General features: G+C 43.8%; 21 protein-coding genes. All 21 read right to left on the bottom strand.

From position 1 onward, the window contains the following. Nucleotides 1-29: 29 nt before the first annotated feature. On the bottom strand, nt 30-815 hold the full coding sequence (locus tag ACZ444_RS05930) for an enoyl-CoA hydratase/isomerase family protein (protein WP_382357582.1): 786 nt from the start codon (nt 813-815) through the stop codon (nt 30-32). Between the two features lie 66 nt (nt 816-881). Further along, nucleotides 882-2,057: an acyl-CoA dehydrogenase family protein gene (locus tag ACZ444_RS05925; protein WP_382357583.1), complete on the bottom strand. Its 1,176-nt coding sequence runs from the start codon at nt 2,055-2,057 to the stop codon at nt 882-884. A gap of 29 nt (nt 2,058-2,086) precedes the next feature. Further along, nucleotides 2,087-2,956: a 3-hydroxyacyl-CoA dehydrogenase family protein gene (locus ACZ444_RS05920; RefSeq protein ID WP_382357584.1), complete on the bottom strand. Its 870-nt coding sequence runs from the start codon at nt 2,954-2,956 to the stop codon at nt 2,087-2,089. Between the two features lie 77 nt (nt 2,957-3,033). After that, nucleotides 3,034-4,638 carry a long-chain-fatty-acid--CoA ligase gene (locus tag ACZ444_RS05915; protein ID WP_382357585.1) on the bottom strand — a complete coding sequence of 535 codons (1,605 nt, stop codon included), beginning with the start codon at nt 4,636-4,638 and terminating at the stop codon, nt 3,034-3,036. Nucleotides 4,639-4,774: 136 nt separating this feature from the next. Next, a complete protein-coding gene (locus tag ACZ444_RS05910; protein WP_382357586.1) occupies nt 4,775-6,424 on the bottom strand; it encodes a long-chain-fatty-acid--CoA ligase in 1,650 nt (549 codons plus the stop codon). A 15-nt stretch (nt 6,425-6,439) separates the two neighbouring features. Next, on the bottom strand, nt 6,440-7,414 hold the full coding sequence (locus ACZ444_RS05905) for a quinone oxidoreductase family protein (protein WP_382357587.1): 975 nt from the start codon (nt 7,412-7,414) through the stop codon (nt 6,440-6,442). Next, a complete protein-coding gene (locus ACZ444_RS05900; protein ID WP_382357588.1) occupies nt 7,411-8,196 on the bottom strand; it encodes a 2-phosphosulfolactate phosphatase in 786 nt (261 codons plus the stop codon). Before ACZ444_RS05900 ends, ACZ444_RS05905 begins: the two co-directional genes overlap by 4 nt. A 6-nt stretch (nt 8,197-8,202) precedes the next feature. Further along, nucleotides 8,203-9,270: a phosphotransferase family protein gene (locus ACZ444_RS05895; protein ID WP_382357589.1), complete on the bottom strand. Its 1,068-nt coding sequence runs from the start codon at nt 9,268-9,270 to the stop codon at nt 8,203-8,205. A 12-nt stretch (nt 9,271-9,282) separates the two neighbouring features. Then, nucleotides 9,283-9,675 carry an acyl-CoA thioesterase gene (locus ACZ444_RS05890; RefSeq protein WP_464433694.1) on the bottom strand — a complete coding sequence of 131 codons (393 nt, stop codon included), beginning with the start codon at nt 9,673-9,675 and terminating at the stop codon, nt 9,283-9,285. Nucleotides 9,676-9,794: 119 nt separating this feature from the next. Further along, nucleotides 9,795-10,364 (bottom strand): TetR/AcrR family transcriptional regulator, encoded by a 570-nt coding sequence (locus tag ACZ444_RS05885; RefSeq protein WP_382357591.1) that lies wholly within the window; start codon nt 10,362-10,364, stop codon nt 9,795-9,797. A 58-nt stretch (nt 10,365-10,422) separates the two neighbouring features. Next, nucleotides 10,423-11,199, bottom strand: coding sequence for an SDR family oxidoreductase (locus ACZ444_RS05880; RefSeq protein WP_382357592.1), 777 nt, complete (start codon nt 11,197-11,199; stop codon nt 10,423-10,425). Nucleotides 11,200-11,216: 17 nt separating this feature from the next. Further along, nucleotides 11,217-12,425 (bottom strand): acyl-CoA dehydrogenase, encoded by a 1,209-nt coding sequence (locus ACZ444_RS05875; protein ID WP_382357593.1) that lies wholly within the window; start codon nt 12,423-12,425, stop codon nt 11,217-11,219. Between the two features lie 222 nt (nt 12,426-12,647). Further along, a complete protein-coding gene (gene sufB / locus ACZ444_RS05870; RefSeq protein ID WP_382357594.1) occupies nt 12,648-14,045 on the bottom strand; it encodes a Fe-S cluster assembly protein SufB in 1,398 nt (465 codons plus the stop codon). Nucleotides 14,046-14,087: 42 nt separating this feature from the next. Then, nucleotides 14,088-14,513 carry a Fe-S cluster assembly sulfur transfer protein SufU gene (gene sufU / locus ACZ444_RS05865; protein ID WP_382357595.1) on the bottom strand — a complete coding sequence of 142 codons (426 nt, stop codon included), beginning with the start codon at nt 14,511-14,513 and terminating at the stop codon, nt 14,088-14,090. Next, nucleotides 14,503-15,720, bottom strand: a complete 1,218-nt coding sequence (locus tag ACZ444_RS05860) for a cysteine desulfurase (RefSeq protein WP_382357596.1) — start codon at nt 15,718-15,720, stop codon at nt 14,503-14,505. Before ACZ444_RS05860 ends, sufU begins: the two co-directional genes overlap by 11 nt. Beyond that, nucleotides 15,720-17,030 (bottom strand): Fe-S cluster assembly protein SufD, encoded by a 1,311-nt coding sequence (sufD, locus tag ACZ444_RS05855; RefSeq protein WP_382357597.1) that lies wholly within the window; start codon nt 17,028-17,030, stop codon nt 15,720-15,722. The genes ACZ444_RS05860 and sufD overlap by 1 nt, the downstream gene beginning before the upstream one ends. Before the next feature lie 19 nt (nt 17,031-17,049). Beyond that, complete coding sequence (gene sufC / locus ACZ444_RS05850; RefSeq protein ID WP_382357598.1) at nt 17,050-17,835, bottom strand: Fe-S cluster assembly ATPase SufC; 786 nt, start codon at nt 17,833-17,835, stop codon at nt 17,050-17,052. A gap of 307 nt (nt 17,836-18,142) precedes the next feature. Then, nucleotides 18,143-19,102 carry an ornithine carbamoyltransferase gene (argF, locus tag ACZ444_RS05845; RefSeq protein ID WP_382357599.1) on the bottom strand — a complete coding sequence of 320 codons (960 nt, stop codon included), beginning with the start codon at nt 19,100-19,102 and terminating at the stop codon, nt 18,143-18,145. Between the two features lie 228 nt (nt 19,103-19,330). After that, complete coding sequence (locus ACZ444_RS05840) at nt 19,331-19,654, bottom strand: thioredoxin family protein (RefSeq protein WP_382357600.1); 324 nt, start codon at nt 19,652-19,654, stop codon at nt 19,331-19,333. 9 nt (nt 19,655-19,663) lie between these two features. Further along, nucleotides 19,664-20,017, bottom strand: coding sequence for a toprim domain-containing protein (locus tag ACZ444_RS05835; protein ID WP_382357601.1), 354 nt, complete (start codon nt 20,015-20,017; stop codon nt 19,664-19,666). A gap of 130 nt (nt 20,018-20,147) precedes the next feature. Next, nucleotides 20,148-20,531 carry a glycine cleavage system protein GcvH gene (gcvH, locus tag ACZ444_RS05830; protein WP_382357602.1) on the bottom strand — a complete coding sequence of 128 codons (384 nt, stop codon included), beginning with the start codon at nt 20,529-20,531 and terminating at the stop codon, nt 20,148-20,150. Between the last annotated feature and the right edge of the window lie 2 nt (nt 20,532-20,533).

Raw genomic sequence — 20,533 nt, 5'->3', positions numbered from 1 at the left:
ACCCCTGTTCAAACATTAACGTCACATGATTACGTTCTAAAATTCGGTTCCCGCTTTTCTTTAAAAGCCTGAACCCCTTCTTCATGGTCATCTGTTGATATGACCGAAGCCTGCGTAATTCGTTCTTGTTCAAGAATGGTTTCTAAATCCAGATTAAGCGACTGATCAACTAAGCTCTTCATGAAACCGTATGCCGTTACAGGGCCAGAAGCCATTTTTACGGCAAAATCATGAACGTTTTCCTGTAATTCATCTAGCGGATACAAATGATTAACTATTCCTAATTCATAAGCCTTCTCAGCTGCTATCGGTTCAGCGCTGAACAAAAGCTCTTTCGTACGATAGGGACCAATGATTTTTGGCAGAAAGTAATGGCCGCCCCCATCTGAAATTAACCCAACTTTGGAAAAACTTAAAATAAAATTAGTTTCCTCTGAAGCAAGAATCATATCGCAAGCGAGTGCAAGGTTAAAACCAGCTCCCGCCGCAAAACCATGAACTGCAGCAATAATTGGTTTATCCAAATTTTTTATAGAAAGAATTAATTCGTTTAATTCTCCAATATGATCATAAACGTCCAAAGGTGGCTGTTTTCCCATTGTTTTGACATCTCCACCTGCACTGAATGCGCGTCCTGAACCAGAAATAACAATGGTACGGACTGTTTCGTCATGACGGGCCTCAGTAAGTGCTTCTTTTAGACCTGTCATCATGTCCGGGCTGAATGCATTCAAACTGTCCGGCCGGTTCAGGGTCAGATAGAGTACCCCTTCCTTTGTAGTCGTTAATAAATGGTCATTGCCTTGTATCGCCATTTTTATCCTCCTCAATTTATGATGACTGCGCTCATACTCCATAGCATTGTACTCACTGTTTTGCAGCTAGATAGACTGCCCTATTTTCACATTTCCTTTTAACAGATTTCGCGAAATAATTAACCGTTGTATTTCATCCGTCCCGTCATAAATGCGCCATAACCTGGCTTCACGGTACCACCGTTCAATCGGCAATTCCTTTGTGTAACCCATGCCTCCATGAATCTGAAGTACACGGTCAACAACCCGGTTGCCCATATTCGATCCATAGAGTTTAGCCATCGATGCCTGGTGCCGGTTATCCTCTCCCTGATCGAGCGTAAAAGCAGCATTCAAAACGAGCCATTTTGCCGCTTCAATCTCAACCGCTGAATCTGCAATTTGCCATTGAATCGCCTGTCTGTCGGAAATGGGCCGGCCGAACGTCTCCCGTTCTTTTGAATAATCGACAGCCATCTGCAACAGACGCTCAGCAGCGCCTACTGCCGATGCGCCAACAACCCATCTGGCGAAGCCGATCCATTCCAAGCCAAGCTCATAACCCCCGCCCACGTCACCTAAGATATTTTCTTCCGGCACTCGGACATTATCAAAAATCAAGTTGGCGGGACCCCATTCACCCATAGTATCGATATATTCTGACTTCCAGCCCATTTCTCGGTCAACAATAAAGCATGTGACACCCTCTCTGCCTGTTTCTTGATGTTTGTCTTTATCGGTAATGGCTATTACCATCACAAAATCTGCTTCGTTTCCGCCTGTAATAAATGTCTTTTCCCCGTTTATGATCCATTCATTTCCGTCCTTAACTGCTGTCGTTTTGATATTTTTTGTATCTGATCCTGCACCAGGTTCAGTCATGGCAAAACAAGATTTTTTCTCTCCATTAAGGGTTGGGATTAGATATTTCTCTTTCTGTTCGTGATTACCATAATACAGAATATTATCAGCGGAACCTCCAAATTGAAACGGCACAAACGTTTTAGAGACTTCCATCAGCACAACCGCCATCATCGTTTGTCCGATGTCGGCTCCTCCGTATTCGCTTGGCGTGTTAATGCCCCAGAATCCGGCTTCTTTGGCTTTCGCTTGAAGTTCCTCCATTTTTTCGGGTGGCAAACTTGGCTTTCCTGCCCGTTCATTTCGCAGCACTTCATTTTCAAGTGGAATCAATTCTTTCTCCACAAATTTCCGGATTGTTGTCTGCACCATTTTCTGTTCTTCTGTCAAACGTAAATACATGAAATCACTCCTTCTGTAACATGCTATTGTCACGCTTTTCTATAGTCATACCAGCCTTTTCCCGTTTTACGTCCGAGATTGCCCGCTTTCACCTTCTCTTCCACCGATTTGGCAGGCTTAACCTTTGGATCGCCGGTTTCCTGGTAAAGCTGCATGTTTGCATAGTAACCGACGTCAATTCCTGACAAATCCATTAATTCAAACGGCCCGAGCGGATGACCAAGTGCCTTTTTAGTAATAACATCAATAGCTTCAAAGTCGGCATAGCCATTTTCATATAAATACAAGGCTTCATCCGAAATGGCAAATAACAAGCGATTTGCTATGAATCCATAAATTTCTTTTTCCAGTAAAACGGCTTTACGGTCGATTTGTTCACAGAAATCCATCACCGTTCGGGCTGTTTCTTCAGACGTTTGGTCGCTCTTGACCACTTCGACACAATCCATGACAAGCGGCGGGAAAAAGAAGTGCATGTTGATCACTTTCTCAGGTCTGGATGTCACGTCAGCGATTTTAGAATTCACAATTGACGAGCTATTTGTTGCTAAAATCGCCTCCTTAGGTGCATGTTTATCCAGTTCGGAAAACACTTCCCGTTTAACATCGACTTTTTCCACCACCGCTTCGATAACCAAATCCGCATCCGTTACAGCTTCTTGTAAACTCGGAGCCGTATGAAGATTTGTAAAGGCAATCTGTTTTGTTTCCGCAGTAATCTTATTCTTATCGACCCAATCGTTCATGCGTGCTTCCAGCGTCTCCTCAGCTTTGGATAATGCACTGTCATCAACATCCTGCAGATACGTATGAAACCCGCCAAGGGCACAGAGCATCGCAATTTGATGCCCCATGGACCCGGCACCGAGAACTGCTACTTTATGAATGTTTGCTGTCATATAATCCTCCCCTTATCGACTAACTGTTCAGTATTTTCAGTCAAGTGAGAACAGATTGGTCCTCCCGCCTTTTACTTCTATTCAGTACTCTCTTCTCTGATTTTTCGCCGCAATATTTTTCCAACATTGGTTTTCGGTAATTCATCCCTGAATTCAATAATACGCGGTACTTTATACGCAGCCGTATTTTGCCGGCAATAATCCATTAAAGCTTCTTCAGAGACTGTCTCCCCTTCTTTCAGAACGGCTACTGCTTTAACAGTCTCGCCGCGGTAGGGATCAGGTACACCGACGACGACCACTTCCTGTACAGCTGGATGTTCATACATCATTTCTTCTACATCGCGTGGATAAATATTGTACCCGCTCGCAATGATAAGATCTTTCTTCCGGTCAATAACATAGGCATAGCCTTCCTCATCCATGTAAGCAATGTCGCCGGTGTAAAGCCAGCCGTCACGTAACGTATTGGCAGTTTCCTCCGGCATGTTCCAATAGCCTTTCATAACTTGCGGGCCTTTTACAATAATCTCCCCGGATTCACCCGGCGGCTGTTCAGTCATGCCGTCCGCTAAATCGACAATTTTGTAATCAGTCGAGGGAAACCCAATACCGATACTTCCCGGCTTCCTGGTACCAAACGCAGGATTACAATGAGTCGTTGGGGAACTTTCTGACAGCCCGTATCCCTCCAGTATGGCAGCGCCTGTTTTATCTTCAAATCTCCGCATAATTTCCTTTGGCATTGGTGCACTTCCGCTATTGCAAATTCGGATGCTGTCAATCCCGTATTGATCTGCTCTTGGATGATTCGCAATGGCTACATACATAGTCGGTACACCCGGAAAGCTTGTAGGCTGCCGTTCTTTGATCGTTTCCAATACATCATCCAGTTCAAATCTGGGCAGCATGATGCTCAATGATCCCGTATAAATGGAAAGGTTCATACAAGATGTCATACCAAATACATGAAACAGAGGTATAACCGTCAGAAAACGCTCTTTTCCGTATTCAATGGTATCTTTAAAAAATTCGTGGGATTGGATAACATTCGCCAGCAAATTACGATGTGTCAGCATAGCACCCTTTGAGCGTCCAGTCGTTCCACCTGTATATTGCAAGATTGCTACATCCGTAGACGGCTCAATATCAACAGGTACGGGCGGGTTTGTTGTTCTCTTAAGAAAATCTGTAAAATCGATAGCCTGACTGTCTTCCGTGCCAGAGCCTTCAAGGGTCACTTTAATCACGCGTTTAACAGACGTCTGATCAATAATCTGATTTAAAACAGGTAAGAAAGACTCATAAATAATGATCGTTTCTGCCCCTGAATCTTGCAAAATGAACGCCAATTCTTTGCCGACTAACATTGGATTAATTTGCGTAACAATTCCGCCTGCCTGCAGAACACCATAATAGCTGATGACATACTGCGGGCAGTTAGGAAGCATTAACGCTGCACGATCTCCCTTTAAAAACCCATCCTGCTGGAGAGCAGAAGTGAATGCCCCGGTTTGCTGTCCCAATTCGTTATAACTGATTTCCCGCCCATAAAATGAAAGGGCCTTATGTTCCCCGTATCCAGCAATCGTCTGATGCAGCATATCCGGAAGTGAATCATCGGGTATGTCGACCTCTTTTTGGAAATGCTCTGGGTAATGTTTCAGCCACACTTTATCCATGAAACATACGCCTCCTAAAAATGTTTTATGAGATAGCGCTTACATTTATAACGCTTGAAAACCAATTGACAGTTTGGATATCTATCCATTCATCCACCTATGGCACCTCCTTGTTTAAAATGAATTGTCTCGGCCATCAATTGTCTTTCTGCAGTTCTCTCCAAAGGATTTTGCCGCTGCTTGTTGTTGGAAAGCTGTCTCTGAATTCAACGATACGTGGATATTTATAGGCAGCCATTTGCCTTTTTGACCACTCAATAATATCATTTGCTGTTAGACTCTCTGCAGCATCAGACTCTGGAATCACAAAAGCTTTGACGGTTTCCCCTCGTTTTTCATCGGGCGCACTGACAACACACGCCTGCTGTATAGAAGGATGTTTATACAAAATAGATTCTACTTCTGTCGGCCATACTTTAAATCCAGCCGCATTGATCATCCGCTTCAGACGGTCAACAAGGAAAAAGTAGCCCTCATCATCTCTCTTTACAATATCTCCGGTTCGGAAAAATGTCTTGCCATCCAGGTCAATATGTGCCTTCTTATTATCCTCATCACGATTATGATACCCTTTGAACACCTGTGGCCCATTCACAATAAGCTCACCTTCTTCGTTCAAAGTCACTTCTTCTCCTGTAGAGGGATCAATCACCCGCGCATCGACATCGAATGACGGAATGCCAAGGCACTGCATTTTTGGCCGGTCAGGTGGATTGAAATGCGTGTGAGAGATAGTTTCCGATAATCCGTAACCCTCAACATATCTGAGTCCTGTACGTTTATACAGCTGTTCCCCCACTGCTTCAGGAAGCGGAGATCCGCCCCCGCCGATAACGTCAAGAGACGAAATGTCATAGTCTTCCAGATCAGGGATTGCCAGAAAGTCAATAAGCATTGTACTAATGTTAATCCAGTGAGAACAGCCATACGTTTCAATGGCTCTGGCAGCATAATTCCGGTCCCATCGCGTCAGCATTACCATGGAGCTTCCAGCTGCAATCGGTGCCAGTGCCGTATGCAGCAAACCTGTAACGTGAAACAACGGCAAGGTTGTCAGGGTAACTGTATCCGCAGTCATATTCATCCAATAAGAAGCGCCAAATGTGTTGGCTTGAATCGTGTTGTTCGTATGCACACATCCCTTTGGCAGCCCTGTTGTTCCTGACGTATAAGGAATCATGACAACGTCTTCTTTTGTTCCGCGATAAGAAGACGGCTTGCTTGTTTTGGCTAATGCTTCTTCCCAAATAACATCTTCAGGGAATGATTCAGGCGGATTTTTCACCTCCGGCGGCAGATCACCGATCGCTTTTTCCTTATCAATGTAGCTGACATAGGAAGCAACAATAATGGTTTCTAAGGAGGTTGTTTCTTTTAAGGGAGCTGCTTTGTCGTATAATTCTTGACCTGTAAGGGCATGACGAACCCCACAATCGTTCACATAAAAGGCAAGATCGTCTATGGTACTCATCGGATTAGCAGGGATTACAACCGCCTGTAATCGCAAAATGGCAAAAAAGCTTATCAAAAACTGAGGCGAATTTTGCATGAACAGCAACAGTTTATCATTCTTCTTGACTCCTAACTCAGCCTCCAGATAACCGGCAAGCTGTTCCACTTCATCTGCGAGCTGTTGGTACTTTAATGTTTTTCCATAATAATGGATGGCCGTTTTGTTTGGATACTTCTTACTGGATATAACTAGATTTTCGTATAAAGTCGTCTCTGGTAACGTTAAATGTTTCGGCAATCGGGCAGGCCAAAATTGATAATGAGCTGTATGCATTTGACTATCCTCCCTTTATGGTTTTAAAATCATTTTTCCTCTGGTTCGACGTTCTTGAAACAGGCGATGAACTTCTTTCGCTTCTGTTAAGGGATACGTACCGCCAATGGTCAGTTCCAGTTCGCCTTTTTCAGCATACGCCAACAGCTCCTGCAAACTGCTTTTAAACAGTTCCGGTTTCTGCATGATCTGCGGCAGAAAAAAACCAACAACGGATTGATTGCGCCGCATTAACGATGATGGATAGAATTTTGGCTGCTGTCCGCTTGCCACGCCATATACAACCATGCGTCCAAACGGTGCTAGGCATTTCAGCGTTTTATGGAAAACATCACCACCCGCCATTTCGAGCGCAACATCAACGCCTTTGCCATCCGTCACCTCGCGGACATGCTTTTCCCAGTTATCCTGGGAGTAATTAACCAGATGATCTGCCCCCATTTTCTCGGCAAAGAGCAGTTTTTCCGGTGTACTGGCTGTCGCAATCACTTTTCCCGCCCCAAAACGTTTGGCAAGCTGGACAGCCAATGAGCCAACACCGCCCGCTGCCGCATGAACAAGAACCGTCTCACCTTCTGCCAGTCTCCCCATTGTTTGTAAAATATGATAGGCACTTAGCCCCTGCAACGGAAGTGCAACCGCCTTTTCGAGTGATACGCCATCAGGAACAGGAATGAGTGAATCCGCTTTGGTTTTAACATATTCGGCATAACCACCAGATCCGATCAGCGAAGCAACGCGCGTTCCCTTTTCGACATTTCCTGCTTTATTACCAGTTTCTGTGACTTTCCCCACAACCTCCGTGCCTGGCGTGAAAGGCAGTTCAGTTGGGAGTACATATTCCCCTTCACGTCTGGCTATATCGGCATAATTGACGCCAATTGCTTCCACCTCAATGATCACATCATTATCACCTGGCTCTGGTTTCAGCTGATTCGTAACTTCCAAAACATCCGGACCACCATATTCTGTAAATTGGACGATTTTCATTTATTCAGGCCTCCTTCATTTGTTGCAGTACGATCAATAATTTCGCTGCTTAAAGAATTCACTGCATTATTTAATAGCGGCACGACATCCAGCTTTCCCAGCTGACTTACATATGCAACATCATCATATAATCCATATTTCGACAGCATGCCCCCAACAGCCGATTGCTCCAATATACTAACTGCCTGATCTGACATGTGTTCAAAGAGTAACGTTGCTGACAATGCACTGTCCGTCAAATCAACATTTTCCTGGCCAAATTCATTAATGAGACATGTAACAAAATAACCGGCTCCATAGTAATCTTCCAGACAAAACGTGTTTCTGGAACCTGAACAGACCACTACAATCGTCTCATCTTCATACGCGTTGACAATCCGTTTTCCCACAGCCGCTCCATTTAAAAGAGATGCTGTGTAAACCTTTTTCGCAGATGCTGCTTGGCGTATTGCGACAGTTCCGTTTGTTGTTGACAAAATGACGGTCTTACCAGATACACGTTCATTTAACGCGGACGGGACCGGATTCAGAAAACCTTCAATCGTCAGCCCATCACTTTCCCCGGCCAGCAATACATCGTCAGCCGACGCGTGGTTCAGCGTTTTTGCTTTATCCAGGGCCTCTCGCTTATCCAGTACCGGAATGACCTCCTTTGCACCGGAGGCGAGACAGGACGCGATAGTCGATGTTGCCAGAAGCACATCGAATACAACGGCTATTTTATTGCCGCTTATTTGATACTCATCGATTTCTTCCTTCTTCCAAAGCAGATGGATTTTCATGATACATCACACGCCTTTGGACGTATTCAGCGCGTATTGAACCAAATTAGCAACAAAGCGATTAAAATGAGCAAACCTGGGATCATCGGTTTGGCCTTTATGATACCGGTAATAAATTTGCTGACAAATAACAGCGAGTTTAAAATAGGAAAACGTCAGATAGAAATTAATAGTCGTTACATCTCTGCCGCTTTTTTTGGCATATGCATGCAAAAATTCCCGGCGTGTGTAAAAGCCCTCTTTAATGGTCGCAGGTGGTTGACCAAGACCCTTTTTCAACTCATCAGGATCGTCTGCCTGAATCCAGTAACTCAACGCAGCACCAACATCGGCGAGCGGATCCCCCACAGTCGCCATCTCCCAGTCAAATAACCCCGTCATATCACTAAAGTCTTCAGAAAACATGGCATTGTTTAACTTGTAATCATAATGGATCACTGACGGCTTCGCTGAAACAGGTATATGATTTTCCAGCCACTTCATGAGCTCTTCAACACCTGGTACATCATCCGTCTTTGAACGTTCGTAGCGCTTATTCCATCCGGCTACCTGACGCTCCATAAATCCATCCGGTTTGGTCATATTGACAAATTTCGTTTTCGTATAATCAATTCGGTGCAGTTCTACCAGCTTATCGACCATCAATTCCGAGACTTTTTTGCCCAAGGCTGGTTCATACGTGATATGATCGGGAAATTCAGAATCTATCACATTACCTTTTCGTCTTTCCATTATAAAAAAAGGACTGCCGACAATCTTTTCATTTTCAGAAAAAATATATGGTTTAGGCGCTGTTGGATAAAGGGGATGCAAGTTGGACAGCACCGCATACTCTCTGCCCATATCATGTGCTTTTGGTGCAACCGGACCAAGCGGCGGCCTGCGCAGCACCCCTTCCCATGCACCAACTGTCAATAAGTAGGTTAAATTGGAGTGACCAGCGCCAAATTGCCTGATTTCCAATGATTCGTCTGGTATTCCCTTAATATTTTCTGACAGGAAATGCTGAAGTTTTTCCTTATTCAGCCCTTCACCGTCCCGAACCTGAATCGTGTCACGGTATGCCGATTTCATACGTTTCCCTCCTCATGACGATGCTAGTTTTGCTTGCAGTTTTGCTTTGAATGAATCTGGAAGCTCTGCCGATTTTTGCTGTTCAATATCAAAGTACACGATGGTTGCTTGCCCTTTGGCAATTAAATGACCCGATGCCTTATCAAACATTTGGCTGATAAGGGTCACGCTTGTTCTGCCGATTTTTGTGACGGTTGTATCAATAGTTATGACATTTCCATAAAACCCCTGACGTATGAAGTCACATTTGGCTGAAACAAGTACGAGAGAAAAGTCTCCGTTTCCGACTTGGATTCCGAGTTCACCCAGAAATGTCAGGCGTGCTTCTTCCATATAAACAAAATAGGTCGCATTATTAATGTGTCCCAGCATATCTGTTTCAGCGACACGTGGTTTAACATCCATTTCTTTCACCTCATCTAACTTTGACCCGATTTAATAGAAATTACGGAGATCGGGATCGTTATTTTATACTATTCTGTCATTTTAGCTTTTATTACGCCTGTAAAGGAGCTGGGATCATGTCATTCTACAATTCCCGTCAGTATCATGTCTGCAAATATTTTTGACAGTTCTTCCGGCGAAACGTCGCCATCCGAATTAAACCAATTATAACTCCAATTCGTTACGCCCAGTATGCCAAATGCAATCATATCAACTTGCAGCCCCTGTCGGAATTCCCTATTCCGTACGCCTGTTTGCAGTACTTTTTCCACATTCAGACGAAAATCCTCTCGTCTCGCTTTAATATTCTTCGCATGGTCATCTGATAAATGGTGCATTTCCCGAAAGAATACACGGGCACTAGGCCCTTTATCGGCTATATCTGTTATTAATAAGCGAATAATACCGATGATTTTTTCTTTTTGTGTTCGTGCATCATTATCTATGATACGGCTCTGACGTTCTAATAAACCGGAAATATATTCATGATGTATATCCTTCAGAAGCTGCTTCTTACTCGTAAAATAGTAATAAAATGTTCCTTTCGTAACGCCCAATTCATCGACTATATCCTGGATGGACGTTTCACTGAAACCTTTTTCCCCGAATAATATGATTGCTTGCTGTGTTATTTGATCTTTCACGACCATTTCTCCTCTTATCTGTCAGTGTCTTCAGCTTTTAATAGTGTGATAGGCAGATTATAACTTAAAACGCATGCGCGCCACCATCAACTGTTAATATATCCCCGCTTACATAATCGGACGCACCAGAAGCCAGGAATAATACAGGTCCTTTCATATCATCATCACTGCCAAGGCGATTCAGTGGTGTGCTTTCAAGAATTTTATCCTGCCCTAACGCCAGCAATCCTTTGGACATCTTTGTCGGGAAAAATCCCGGGGCTATGGCATTCACATTAATATTATGCTGTCCCCACTTTGTCGCTAAATCTTTTGTGAATGTCATAATGGCCCCTTTACTGGTATTGTACCCAATCGTATCCATATATCTTGGGTCAGTTCCACCAAATCCAGCAGTTGAAGCAATGTTGATAATCTTCCCCCGTTTTTGCTCGACCATTTGTTTTCCTGCTTCCTGACTCATCAGGAATGTGCCGGTCACATTGACATTGATGACTTTCTCCCATGCTTCAGATGGCATATCCAGGACTGAAGCACCCCACGTTGCACCACTGTTATTGACTAAAATATCGATAGCACCAAAAGTCTTAACGGTTTCTTCAATAACATTTTGAACATCTTCACGCTTCGTAACATCGCATTCTAGTGGAATTGATTTGACCCCATAGTCTGTTTCCAGTTTTTCACTCATTTCTTCACAGGCATCCATTTTCCGGGAGCAGACAACAACATTCGCACCTGCCTCGGCTAATGTCCTGGCAATTTGCGCACCAAGTCCACGTGCTCCTCCGGAAACAATAGCCGTTTTCCCATCTAATTTAAAAAAATCAAATACACCCATATAGACTTTCCTCCCCGTTATAAATATTTCTTTAATTCTAATCTGGCAATCTGCCGTTGGTGAACTTCATCAGGACCATCCGCTAATCGGAGTGTACGTATATTCGCCCACTGTTCAGCGAGAACAAAATCATCGCTCACACCCGCGCCGCCAAAAGCCTGGATTGCCCGATCAATCACCTTTAATGCCATATTTGGCGCTACAACCTTGATCATAGCAATTTCGGCTTTTGCTTCTTTGTTGCCGACTGTATCCATCATATAAGCTGCTTTTAAAGTTAATAATCGAGACTGCTCGATTTCCATGCGTGATTCAGCAATCCATTGCTGGATAACACCCTGTTCTTCCAGTTTTTGACCAAAAGCCGCGCGTTCTTGTACGCGCTTACATAACGCCTCAAGCGCTCTCTCGGCAGTACCAATCGTGCGCATACAATGGTGGATTCGGCCTGGTCCCAGACGTCCCTGGGCAATGGCAAATCCTTTTCCTTCATCCCAGATCATATTTGCAGCAGGCACGCGAACATTGTTATAGGTTATTTCTGCATGCCCATGGGGTGCATGATCATACCCGAATACCGGAAGCATTCGCTCAATTGTTACCCCCGATGAATCAAGCGGAACAAGAATCATCGACTGCTGTTGGTGTTTAGGAGCTGACGTGTCCGATTTACCCATAAAAATGGCTATTTTGCATCTGGGATCGCCAGCACCGGAGGACCACCACTTTTTGCCATTAATAATATACTCATCACCATCTCTTGTGATGCTTGCCTGGATATTAGTTGCATCACTTGAAGCAACATCAGGCTCCGTCATGGAAAAACATGATCGTATTTCCCCAGCCAACAATGGATTAAGCCACTGTTGTTTTTGTTCTTCTGTTCCATATCTCGCCAGAACCTCTATGTTACCTGTATCCGGGGCGCTGCAGTTAAAAACTTCCGGCCCAATCATGGAACGCCCCATAATTTCACACAGCATTGCGTACTCCAGGTTCGAAAGTCCTGCTCCATATGTACTATCAGGCAAAAACAGATTCCATAACCCTTTCTCTTTAGCCTTCTGTTTTAGTTCCTCCATGACCGGCGGAACACGAGACCAGCGACTCGCCTGCTGATTCAGCTGTTGCTTGTAAATTGCCTCACTTGGATACACATGCTCTTCCATAAAGGTCGTTAATTCTTGTTGCAGTCGTTTTGTTTTGTCAGATAACGAAAAATCCATCTGCTATCCCCCTTAAAGTTCATACCTACTGGATAGTATGTTCTTAATATTAATATTATTATAACAAATAATTAATACATTTCAAGAAAATTCTTTGGAAAATATCAATTGAGCCAATGACATAACTCATGGCTGAAGCCTTTACGCTCTGGACCATGCTGGTACAACAAACAAAAAACCCTTGATGCGAACACTGTCGCATCAAGGGTTAAAACAATTAAATCAGCCGACTGATCCTTCCATTTCCATCTTAATCAAGCGGTTCATCTCAACTGCATATTCCATTGGCAGTTCTTTAGTGAACGGCTCAATAAAGCCCATGACGATCATTTCTGTTGCTTCTTGTTCACCAAGTCCGCGGCTCATCAAATAGAAGAGCTGCTCTTCGGATATCTTGGAAACTTTCGCCTCGTGCTCCAAGGAAATGTTGTCATTATTAATTTCATTATATGGAATCGTATCCGATGTTGATTCACTATCCATAATCAGCGTGTCACATTCGACGTTCGAACGGGCACCATAGGCTTTGCGTCCGAAGTCAACCATACCGCGGTAAGTGACCTTGCCGCCATTTTTGGAAATCGATTTGGATACAATGCTGGACGACGTATTTGGCGCCAAGTGATGCATTTTAGCACCAGTATCCTGATTTTGACCTTTACTGCCAATTGCGATGGATAACGTATCGCCTCGTGCACCTTCGCCTCTTAACCAAACGGATGGATATTTCATGGTTAATTTCGATCCCATATTGCCGTCAACCCATTCCATCATGCCGTTTGCATCAACGGTCGTACGTTTGGTGACCAAATTATAGACGTTATTAGCCCAATTCTGGATGGTTGTATAACGGCAGTAAGCATCCTTGTGAACAAAGATCTCTACAACTGCACTATGCAGTGAACTGGTTGTATAAACAGGTGCCGTGCAGCCCTCGACATATTGAACAGCTGATCCCTCATCAGCAATAATCAGTGTCCGTTCGAACTGACCCATATTCTCCGAGTTAATCCGGAAATATGCCTGCAGCGGTGTTTTGACTTGAACACCTTTAGGAACATAGATGAATGAACCACCGGACCAGACAGCCGAGTTCAAAGCAGAAAATTTATTGTCGGATGGCGGAATCACTTTGCCAAAGTACTTTTTGACCAATTCTTCATTCTCTTGAAGTGCTGAATCTGTATCTTTAAAGATAATGCCCTGTTCTTCCAGATCCTCTTGCATACTGTGATAGACAACTTCTGATTCATATTGTGCAGAAACACCGGCAAGATAATTCTGCTCAGCTTCTGGAATCCCCAGTTTATCAAATGTTTCTTTGATTTCCTTAGGCACTTCATCCCAAGTTTGCCCTTGACGTTCTGACGGTTTAACATAATAGACAATCTCGTCAAAGTCAAGTTCGGAGAGGTCGCCGCCCCACTGCGGCATTGGTTTTTTATAGAAAGTTTCCAGAGCCTTCAAACGATAATCGAGCATCCATTGAGGTTCTTCTTTCATATTAGAAATTTCCTCAACAACTTCACGCGTTAAGCCTTTTCCTGAACGAAATACTGAAACGTCCTTATCACTAAAACCATGCTCGTAACCTTCCATTTCAGGCACTTCTTTTGCCATGAAAAATTACCTCCTTAAAAGTGTTATACCTTCATCCGCTAACTATTCTTTAACACCTTTTTCCATTGCCTTCCAAGGCAAAGTGGCACATTTAATGCGGGCTGGGAACTGCGATACACCCTGTAATGCAGCAGCATCACCCATTTCGTCTGTATCGACTTCCTCGCCCAGCATCATATTTGAAAAAGCTTTCGACATATTCAAGGCATCTTCAAGCTTTTGGCCTTTAACAGCCTCAGTCATCATCGAGCAAGAGGCCATGCTGATGGAACACCCCTCACCGGTGAACTTAGCATCCTGAACCACACCATCTACTAGCTGCAACTGAAGCTGGATCCGATCGCCGCATGTCGGATTATTCATATCCACTGTCAGCGCGTCATTTTCAAACGTACCATTATTTTTGGGGTTCTTGTAATGGTCCATAATTACTTGTCTGTATAATGTATTAAGGTCGCTAAATGACATCGCCAAAAAACTCCTTCGTATGCAAAAGTCCCTCGACCAGGCGGTCAACCTCTTCTTCTGTATTATACAGATAAAAACTGGCTCGCGCTGTTGCCGGCGAATTCAGCCACTTCATCAGAGGCTGTGCACAGTGATGCCCTGCACGAACGGCAATGCCTTCCGCATCCAGCACCGTCGCCAGATCATGCGGGTGAACATTTAAATTGAAAGTAACAAGCGCCGTTCGTTCTTCCGGACCATATATGCTAATATCATCAATTGTTCGCAATTTTTTTAGTGCGTAATTAACTAAATTCTGTTCATGTTCCATGATAGCATTCATACCGACATTATTCAAAAAGTCAATTGCCGCTCCCAGTCCAATAGCACCTGCAATCACGGGAGTTCCGCCTTCGAACTTCCACGGGAGTTCCTTCCAGGTTGAATCATAGAAATCAACAACGTCAATCATTTCGCCGCCAAATTCGACCGGTTCCATGTTCTCCAGCAATGCCTGTTTGCCATACAAAACGCCAATCCCCGTTGGACCCAGCATCTTGTGACCGGAAAACGTATAGAAGTCACAATCCAAATCCTGAACGTCAACATTCATATGCGGTGCTCCCTGGGCACCATCAACAACTATAATCGCACCATTCTGGTGAGCGATATGTGCCATTTCCTTAACTGGATTGATCGTGCCAAGGACATTTGAAACATGTGAAATCGCCACAATTTTCGTGTGCTCTGTAACCGTCTCACGCACATCTTCCAAAGTGAGCGTTCCATCGCTCTGCATGGGTATATACTTCAATGCTGCTCCAGTTGCTTTAGCAGCCTGCTGCCAGGGAATAAGGTTACTGTGATGTTCCATTTCAGTGATGACGATCTCATCACCTGCCTGCAGATTAGGCCATGCATAGCTATAGGCTATCGTGTTAAGCGACGTCGTCGTTCCCCGGGTGAAGATAACCTCAGCTGTACTCGATGCATTAATGAACTGGCGCACCTTCTCCCGGGCACCTTCATATTGATCAGTCGCCCTCATACTGAGCGTATGCACACCACGATGCACATTGGCGTTATTCTCCCGATAATAGGCATCTACAGCATCAATGACCTGACGCGGCTTTTGCGACGTTGCCGATGAATCAAGATATACGAGCGGATAGCCATTTACGTCTTGGTGCAAAATCGGGAATTCATCCCGTACAGCTTTCACATCCATTAATAGACTTTCCTTTCTATAACTTGCCTCAACTGTGTTTTGACTGATTCAATAGGCAACTGGTTCACAACGGGAGCGAGAAAGCCATGAATGACCAAACGTTCAGCTTCCTGACGACGAATACCCCGGCTCATCAGATAATACATCTGCAGTGGATCGACCCGTCCGACTGAAGCAGCGTGACCGGCTTCAACATCGTCCTCATCAATCAGGAGAATTGGGTTTGCATCACCGCGTGCTTTCTCACTTAACATCAGGACGCGAGACTCCTGTCCTGCTACTGTTTTCGAGGCTCCGTCTTCGATTTTTCCAACACCATTAAAAACTGACCTGGCTTTATCGCGCATGACACCATGCTGCAGGATATTAGCTTCCGTGAATTTACCATGGTGCGTAATTTGCGATGTGAAGTTCTGCGACTGCTTATCACGGCCAACTGAAACCGTCCTGGCATTGGACACAGCGTTGTTGCCAAAGAGATTCGTTACATTTTCAGATACGGTATTTCCATCATTCATCTGGCCTAATGCCCATTCAATTCGTGCATCACGGTAAACACTGCCACGCCGGTTGATATAAACGGTTGTTCCGGCAGCAAAATTATCAACACCGCCAAAAGATATTTGCGCGTTATCATTAGCAATAACTTCCGTCACGATGTTTGCTGTTGTTTCCTGTTCAGTGTTCTCGGAAAAATAATTTTCAACATATGTCACTGAGCTGCTCTCTTCTGCAACAATTAAGACATGGTTGAAAAGAGCGGCTTCGGGATCTTCCTGCCAGAAAATTACTTGCAGCGGTTCTTCAATCTGAACATTTTTCGGAACATAGACGAATGCTCCGCCATTCATAAGCGCTGCATGAAGTGCTGTCAGCTTATGCTCGTCAACTGAAACGGCATCCTTCATATAATAGCGTTCAACAAGATCCGGATGTTCACGAGCTGCTGTGAAAATGTCGGTGAAAATGACGCCTTTATCCTTGAGTTCCTTGTTTATAGCTGCATAGGCTACAGTATTATTCCGCTGAATCAGTAAATTTTCCTGAGTGTTTTCATGATCAAGAAAATCCTGAATTGATGCCGGCAGCTTATCGAGCGAAGCAATTGTTTCCGATTTTGGAACGTTATGCTTGAAGCTGCTGAAATTCCATTTAGTAATATCCGTTTTCTCAGGTTCTGGCATCTCCAGTGATTCAGCCTGATCTAAAGCTTGAAGGCGTAAATCCCGCATCCAGTCTGGTTCATTATTTTCTTGTGAAAACTGACTGATATAATCTTTATCGTAGGACAGTTTTGTTTCGACAGTCATATTTACCCCTCCTAGCTTTTTAGACTTCTTGCCCAGAATTCTTGTCTTCAAGACCTGCTTCTTGCTTAAGCCATTCATAGCCTTCATCTTCAAGACGCTTAGCCAGATCAGGTCCACCGGATTTAACAACACGGCCATCAAGCATAACGTGAACCTGGTCCGGTGTGATGTAATTAAGCAGGCGCTGATAGTGTGTAATAATCAGGCAGCCGAATGAGTTGCTGCGCATCTCATTAACACCTTTGGCAACAACCTTCAAAGCATCGATATCCAGACCGGAGTCAATCTCGTCCAAAATGGCAATTTCCGGTTTCAGCAGCATGAGCTGAAGAATCTCGTTGCGTTTTTTCTCACCACCGGAGAATCCTTCGTTCAAATAACGCTGTGCCATGTTTTTATCAATGTCAAGTTCATCCAGTACCCTATCCATTTCTTTAATGAAATTCATCAGTGAAATTTCATTACCTTCTTCACGCTGAGCGTTAATGGATGAGCGCAGGAAGTCAGATGTTGTCACACCACTGATTTCACTCGGATACTGCATGCCCAGAAACAGACCAGCGTGAGCCCGTTCATCCACTTCCATATCCAGGACCTCTTTACCATCGAGAAGAACGCTGCCTTCTGTGATATCGTAATGCGGGTGCCCCATGATAGCCGAAGCAAGGGTTGATTTGCCTGTTCCGTTCGGCCCCATGATTGCGTGGAATTCGCCGCCTTTTATTGTAAGGTTAACACCTTTCAATATTTCATTTCCTTCAATTTCCACGTGAAGATTTTTTATCTCAAGAGTTGAGCCAGCCATTTCATTACCTCCATTTTCAATTATAGTGCCTTTATTTAGATATGGATAATTCTCATCCATTCTCAGTCTATACTTATTATTATTTTAAACCATTTTAAAAGTATTATCAACTGTCATCGTTTGCAGCAATGACTTTCAGTGACATCTTCCCTTTATTACGGGCTGCATTCATTATAATACATTTTAGTGTGTATATTAAATAAAACAATATAAAAACAGTGCCCGGAGTGGTTTCCGGACATTAATTCTTAGTCTGGCTCTTTTGAATGATACCGATCTCATTCATTTATGATACGTTTATCATGGTCTATCCCATTAAAGCCATCATTAATGCTTTCTGTGCATGCAGCCGGTTCTCCGCCTGCTGGAAAACGACGGACTGTTTCCCGTCAATCACGTCTGCCGTTACTTCTTCACCCCGATGCGCGGGGAGACAATGCATAAAAATTGCATCGTGTTTTGCTTCCGATAGCAATGCTGCATTAACCTGATAGGCTTCCAGCATTTGCTGCCTGTCTGTCTGTTCATATTCCTGTCCCATGCTGGTCCACACATCCGTATAAACAACATCAGCTCCCCGGATAGCGCTTACCGGTTCTGAGGTAATGGCCATCTTGCTTCCTGAATTTCCAGCGATGACTGAGGCTTTTTGTATAACACCTTCATCGGGCCGGCAGTGATCTGGTGTACCGATTGTTATATCCATCCCGGTCATCGCAGCACCGATCATTAATGAGTGAGCTACATTGTTACTGTCGCCTAAATAAGTCAGTCGGACACCCTTCAGAGCTCCCTTCATTTCCCTGATCGTCTGCAAATCAGCAAGCACCTGACAAGGATGATACATATCTGTCAGCCCGTTAATAACTGGAATAGTGGCATGAGCCGCGAATGTGTCAATCATGTCCTGTGAAAAAGTGCGAATCAGCATTCCATCCAGATAACCTGATAAAGCAGTTGCCGTATCAGCCATCGTTTCGCCTCTTCCCAGCTGCAGCTGATCCGCTTCCAGATAAATACCAGTGCCTCCAAGCTGGGACATACCTGTTTCAAAGGAAACACGCGTCCTTGTTGATGGTTTCATAAATAACATGCCAAGCACGCGTCCTTCTAATGGTTTACTATGAATACCTGCCTGCCAGTTATGTTTCATTTGCCCAGCCAATTCCAACAAATAAAACAGATCTTGTTTCTGATAATCCATAAGTCTTATAAAATCATGATTCAGCAGTTTTTCATCCGTTTTCACAGCCTTTTCCAGTTTCATGCAACCACCACCTTCCGCTTATTCAAATCAGATATTTTTAATAATCAATCAATAGGTTATGTATTATTATGCATTACATTTAATATAAATGCAATAATTATCAGAAATTTTTTGAGATCATTAAAAAAGCGCGAACGATGAAAGTCGTCCGCGCTCCAATCACATTTATGAACTTATATAATACAACAATCCACGGTATGAAACCTCTCAGCTTCATAGAGTCATGAATTAATCGTGCGTGCTTTGCACAAACAATTCCGGCTTGTATGTCATTAAAAAACTATAAATATTAGCTATGGATTTAAAAGCGTACACTTTATCCTTAATCGCACCATCTTCTTTAATCAAAAGGCATGGGACGCTTTCAACTTTATGCTCTTCCATGAATTGGGGATTGAGCGACGCATTCATTTCATAGAAAATACTCTGTTTATGAACAGACTCAATTTTATCAAGCATTGTCCTTGCTAGAGCACATGTACCGCAAAGCGGTGTATAAATAAACATTAAGTAGCGATCCTGTTGAATGGTGTCATCGGTTACCTGCAGCAAACAATCACCCTAAATCAAAAAAATCGGATTAACCGCTATTTGCTTCCCAGCCAGTTCGATCGCCAGCATATTTTCCGGTGTCGCGGCTACTTCGCGATATTCACTGCTTACATGAATATGCCGTGCGTGCGGAAGCTCACGCGCCAGCTGGCTGCGCAATCTGATGCCTGGGCTGTCTTCATCGGCTAAAATATACACATCCCGGTGGTCCAAGTCATACTGGTTAAGAAGCTCATCAAACTTTTCAACACCGAGTGTGCCATTCGTACAAACGACTTCTGCATCTTCCGCGATTATCTTTTTAACCTGTTTCTTATCGGATAATCCTTCTACAATAATAACTTTTTCTTGTTGATCTGTCATCCCTCTGACACTCCTCAAGCAAGATCGTGCTATTATTATATGATCAATGACGCATAAACATCCATAAGAGCTGATACGAGTATAAAAAGCCGCCATTCCTTCTTTAGGAGCAGCCGGCTTTTCACATTAATTAATCTTGACTAACAGCTTTTTCATATTGCTCAGCGGATAGCAGCTCGTCAACATCTCCTGGATTATCAGGTTCCAGAACAACCATCCATGCTTTATCATAAGGTGATTCATTAACTAATTCCGGACTGTCTTCCAATTCCTCATTAACTTCAACAACTTTTCCGCTGACAGGAGCATAAAGTTCTGAAACAGTTTTAACAGATTCAACACTGCCAAAAGGTTCATCCGTTTTTAGTTCGTCACCTGCCTCAGGCATCTCGACAAATACAACGTCACCTAGCTCATCCTGGGCAAAGTCAGTAATACCAATTCTTATTTGGCCGTCTTCCTTCTTGATCCATTCGTGTTCTTCTGTATAATACAATTCATTCGGTAAGTTCATCT

The organism is Lentibacillus kimchii (assembly GCF_055381965.1).
This window is presented reverse-complemented; position numbering and strand designations above follow the sequence as displayed.

What these genes read in the sequence shown, in the direction of transcription:
- ACZ444_RS05875 (WP_382357593.1), bottom strand. Translation starts at nt 12,425, where the DNA reads ATGGATTTTTCGTTATCTGACAAAACAAAACGACTGCAACAAGAATTA.
- ACZ444_RS05930 (WP_382357582.1), bottom strand. Translation starts at nt 815, where the DNA reads ATGGCGATACAAGGCAATGACCATTTATTAACGACTACAAAGGAAGGG.
- sufU (WP_382357595.1), bottom strand. Translation starts at nt 14,513, where the DNA reads ATGTCATTTAGCGACCTTAATACATTATACAGACAAGTAATTATGGAC.
- ACZ444_RS05895 (WP_382357589.1), bottom strand. Translation starts at nt 9,270, where the DNA reads ATGAAATCGGCATACCGTGACACGATTCAGGTTCGGGACGGTGAAGGG.
- ACZ444_RS05880 (WP_382357592.1), bottom strand. Translation starts at nt 11,199, where the DNA reads ATGGGTGTATTTGATTTTTTTAAATTAGATGGGAAAACGGCTATTGTT.
- ACZ444_RS05900 (WP_382357588.1), bottom strand. Translation starts at nt 8,196, where the DNA reads ATGAAAATCCATCTGCTTTGGAAGAAGGAAGAAATCGATGAGTATCAA.
- ACZ444_RS05885 (WP_382357591.1), bottom strand. Translation starts at nt 10,364, where the DNA reads ATGGTCGTGAAAGATCAAATAACACAGCAAGCAATCATATTATTCGGG.
- ACZ444_RS05915 (WP_382357585.1), bottom strand. Translation starts at nt 4,638, where the DNA reads ATGGATAAAGTGTGGCTGAAACATTACCCAGAGCATTTCCAAAAAGAG.
- gcvH (WP_382357602.1), bottom strand. Translation starts at nt 20,531, where the DNA reads ATGAACTTACCGAATGAATTGTATTATACAGAAGAACACGAATGGATC.
- ACZ444_RS05920 (WP_382357584.1), bottom strand. Translation starts at nt 2,956, where the DNA reads ATGACAGCAAACATTCATAAAGTAGCAGTTCTCGGTGCCGGGTCCATG.
- sufD (WP_382357597.1), bottom strand. Translation starts at nt 17,030, where the DNA reads ATGACTGTCGAAACAAAACTGTCCTACGATAAAGATTATATCAGTCAG.
- ACZ444_RS05905 (WP_382357587.1), bottom strand. Translation starts at nt 7,414, where the DNA reads ATGAAAATCGTCCAATTTACAGAATATGGTGGTCCGGATGTTTTGGAA.
- sufB (WP_382357594.1), bottom strand. Translation starts at nt 14,045, where the DNA reads ATGGCAAAAGAAGTGCCTGAAATGGAAGGTTACGAGCATGGTTTTAGT.
- argF (WP_382357599.1), bottom strand. Translation starts at nt 19,102, where the DNA reads ATGAAACTGGAAAAGGCTGTGAAAACGGATGAAAAACTGCTGAATCAT.
- ACZ444_RS05860 (WP_382357596.1), bottom strand. Translation starts at nt 15,720, where the DNA reads ATGGATGTGAAAGCTGTACGGGATGAATTCCCGATTTTGCACCAAGAC.
- ACZ444_RS05835 (WP_382357601.1), bottom strand. Translation starts at nt 20,017, where the DNA reads ATGACAGATCAACAAGAAAAAGTTATTATTGTAGAAGGATTATCCGAT.
- sufC (WP_382357598.1), bottom strand. Translation starts at nt 17,835, where the DNA reads ATGGCTGGCTCAACTCTTGAGATAAAAAATCTTCACGTGGAAATTGAA.
- ACZ444_RS05925 (WP_382357583.1), bottom strand. Translation starts at nt 2,057, where the DNA reads ATGTATTTACGTTTGACAGAAGAACAGAAAATGGTGCAGACAACAATC.
- ACZ444_RS05910 (WP_382357586.1), bottom strand. Translation starts at nt 6,424, where the DNA reads ATGCATACAGCTCATTATCAATTTTGGCCTGCCCGATTGCCGAAACAT.
- ACZ444_RS05890 (WP_464433694.1), bottom strand. Translation starts at nt 9,675, where the DNA reads ATGGATGTTAAACCACGTGTCGCTGAAACAGATATGCTGGGACACATT.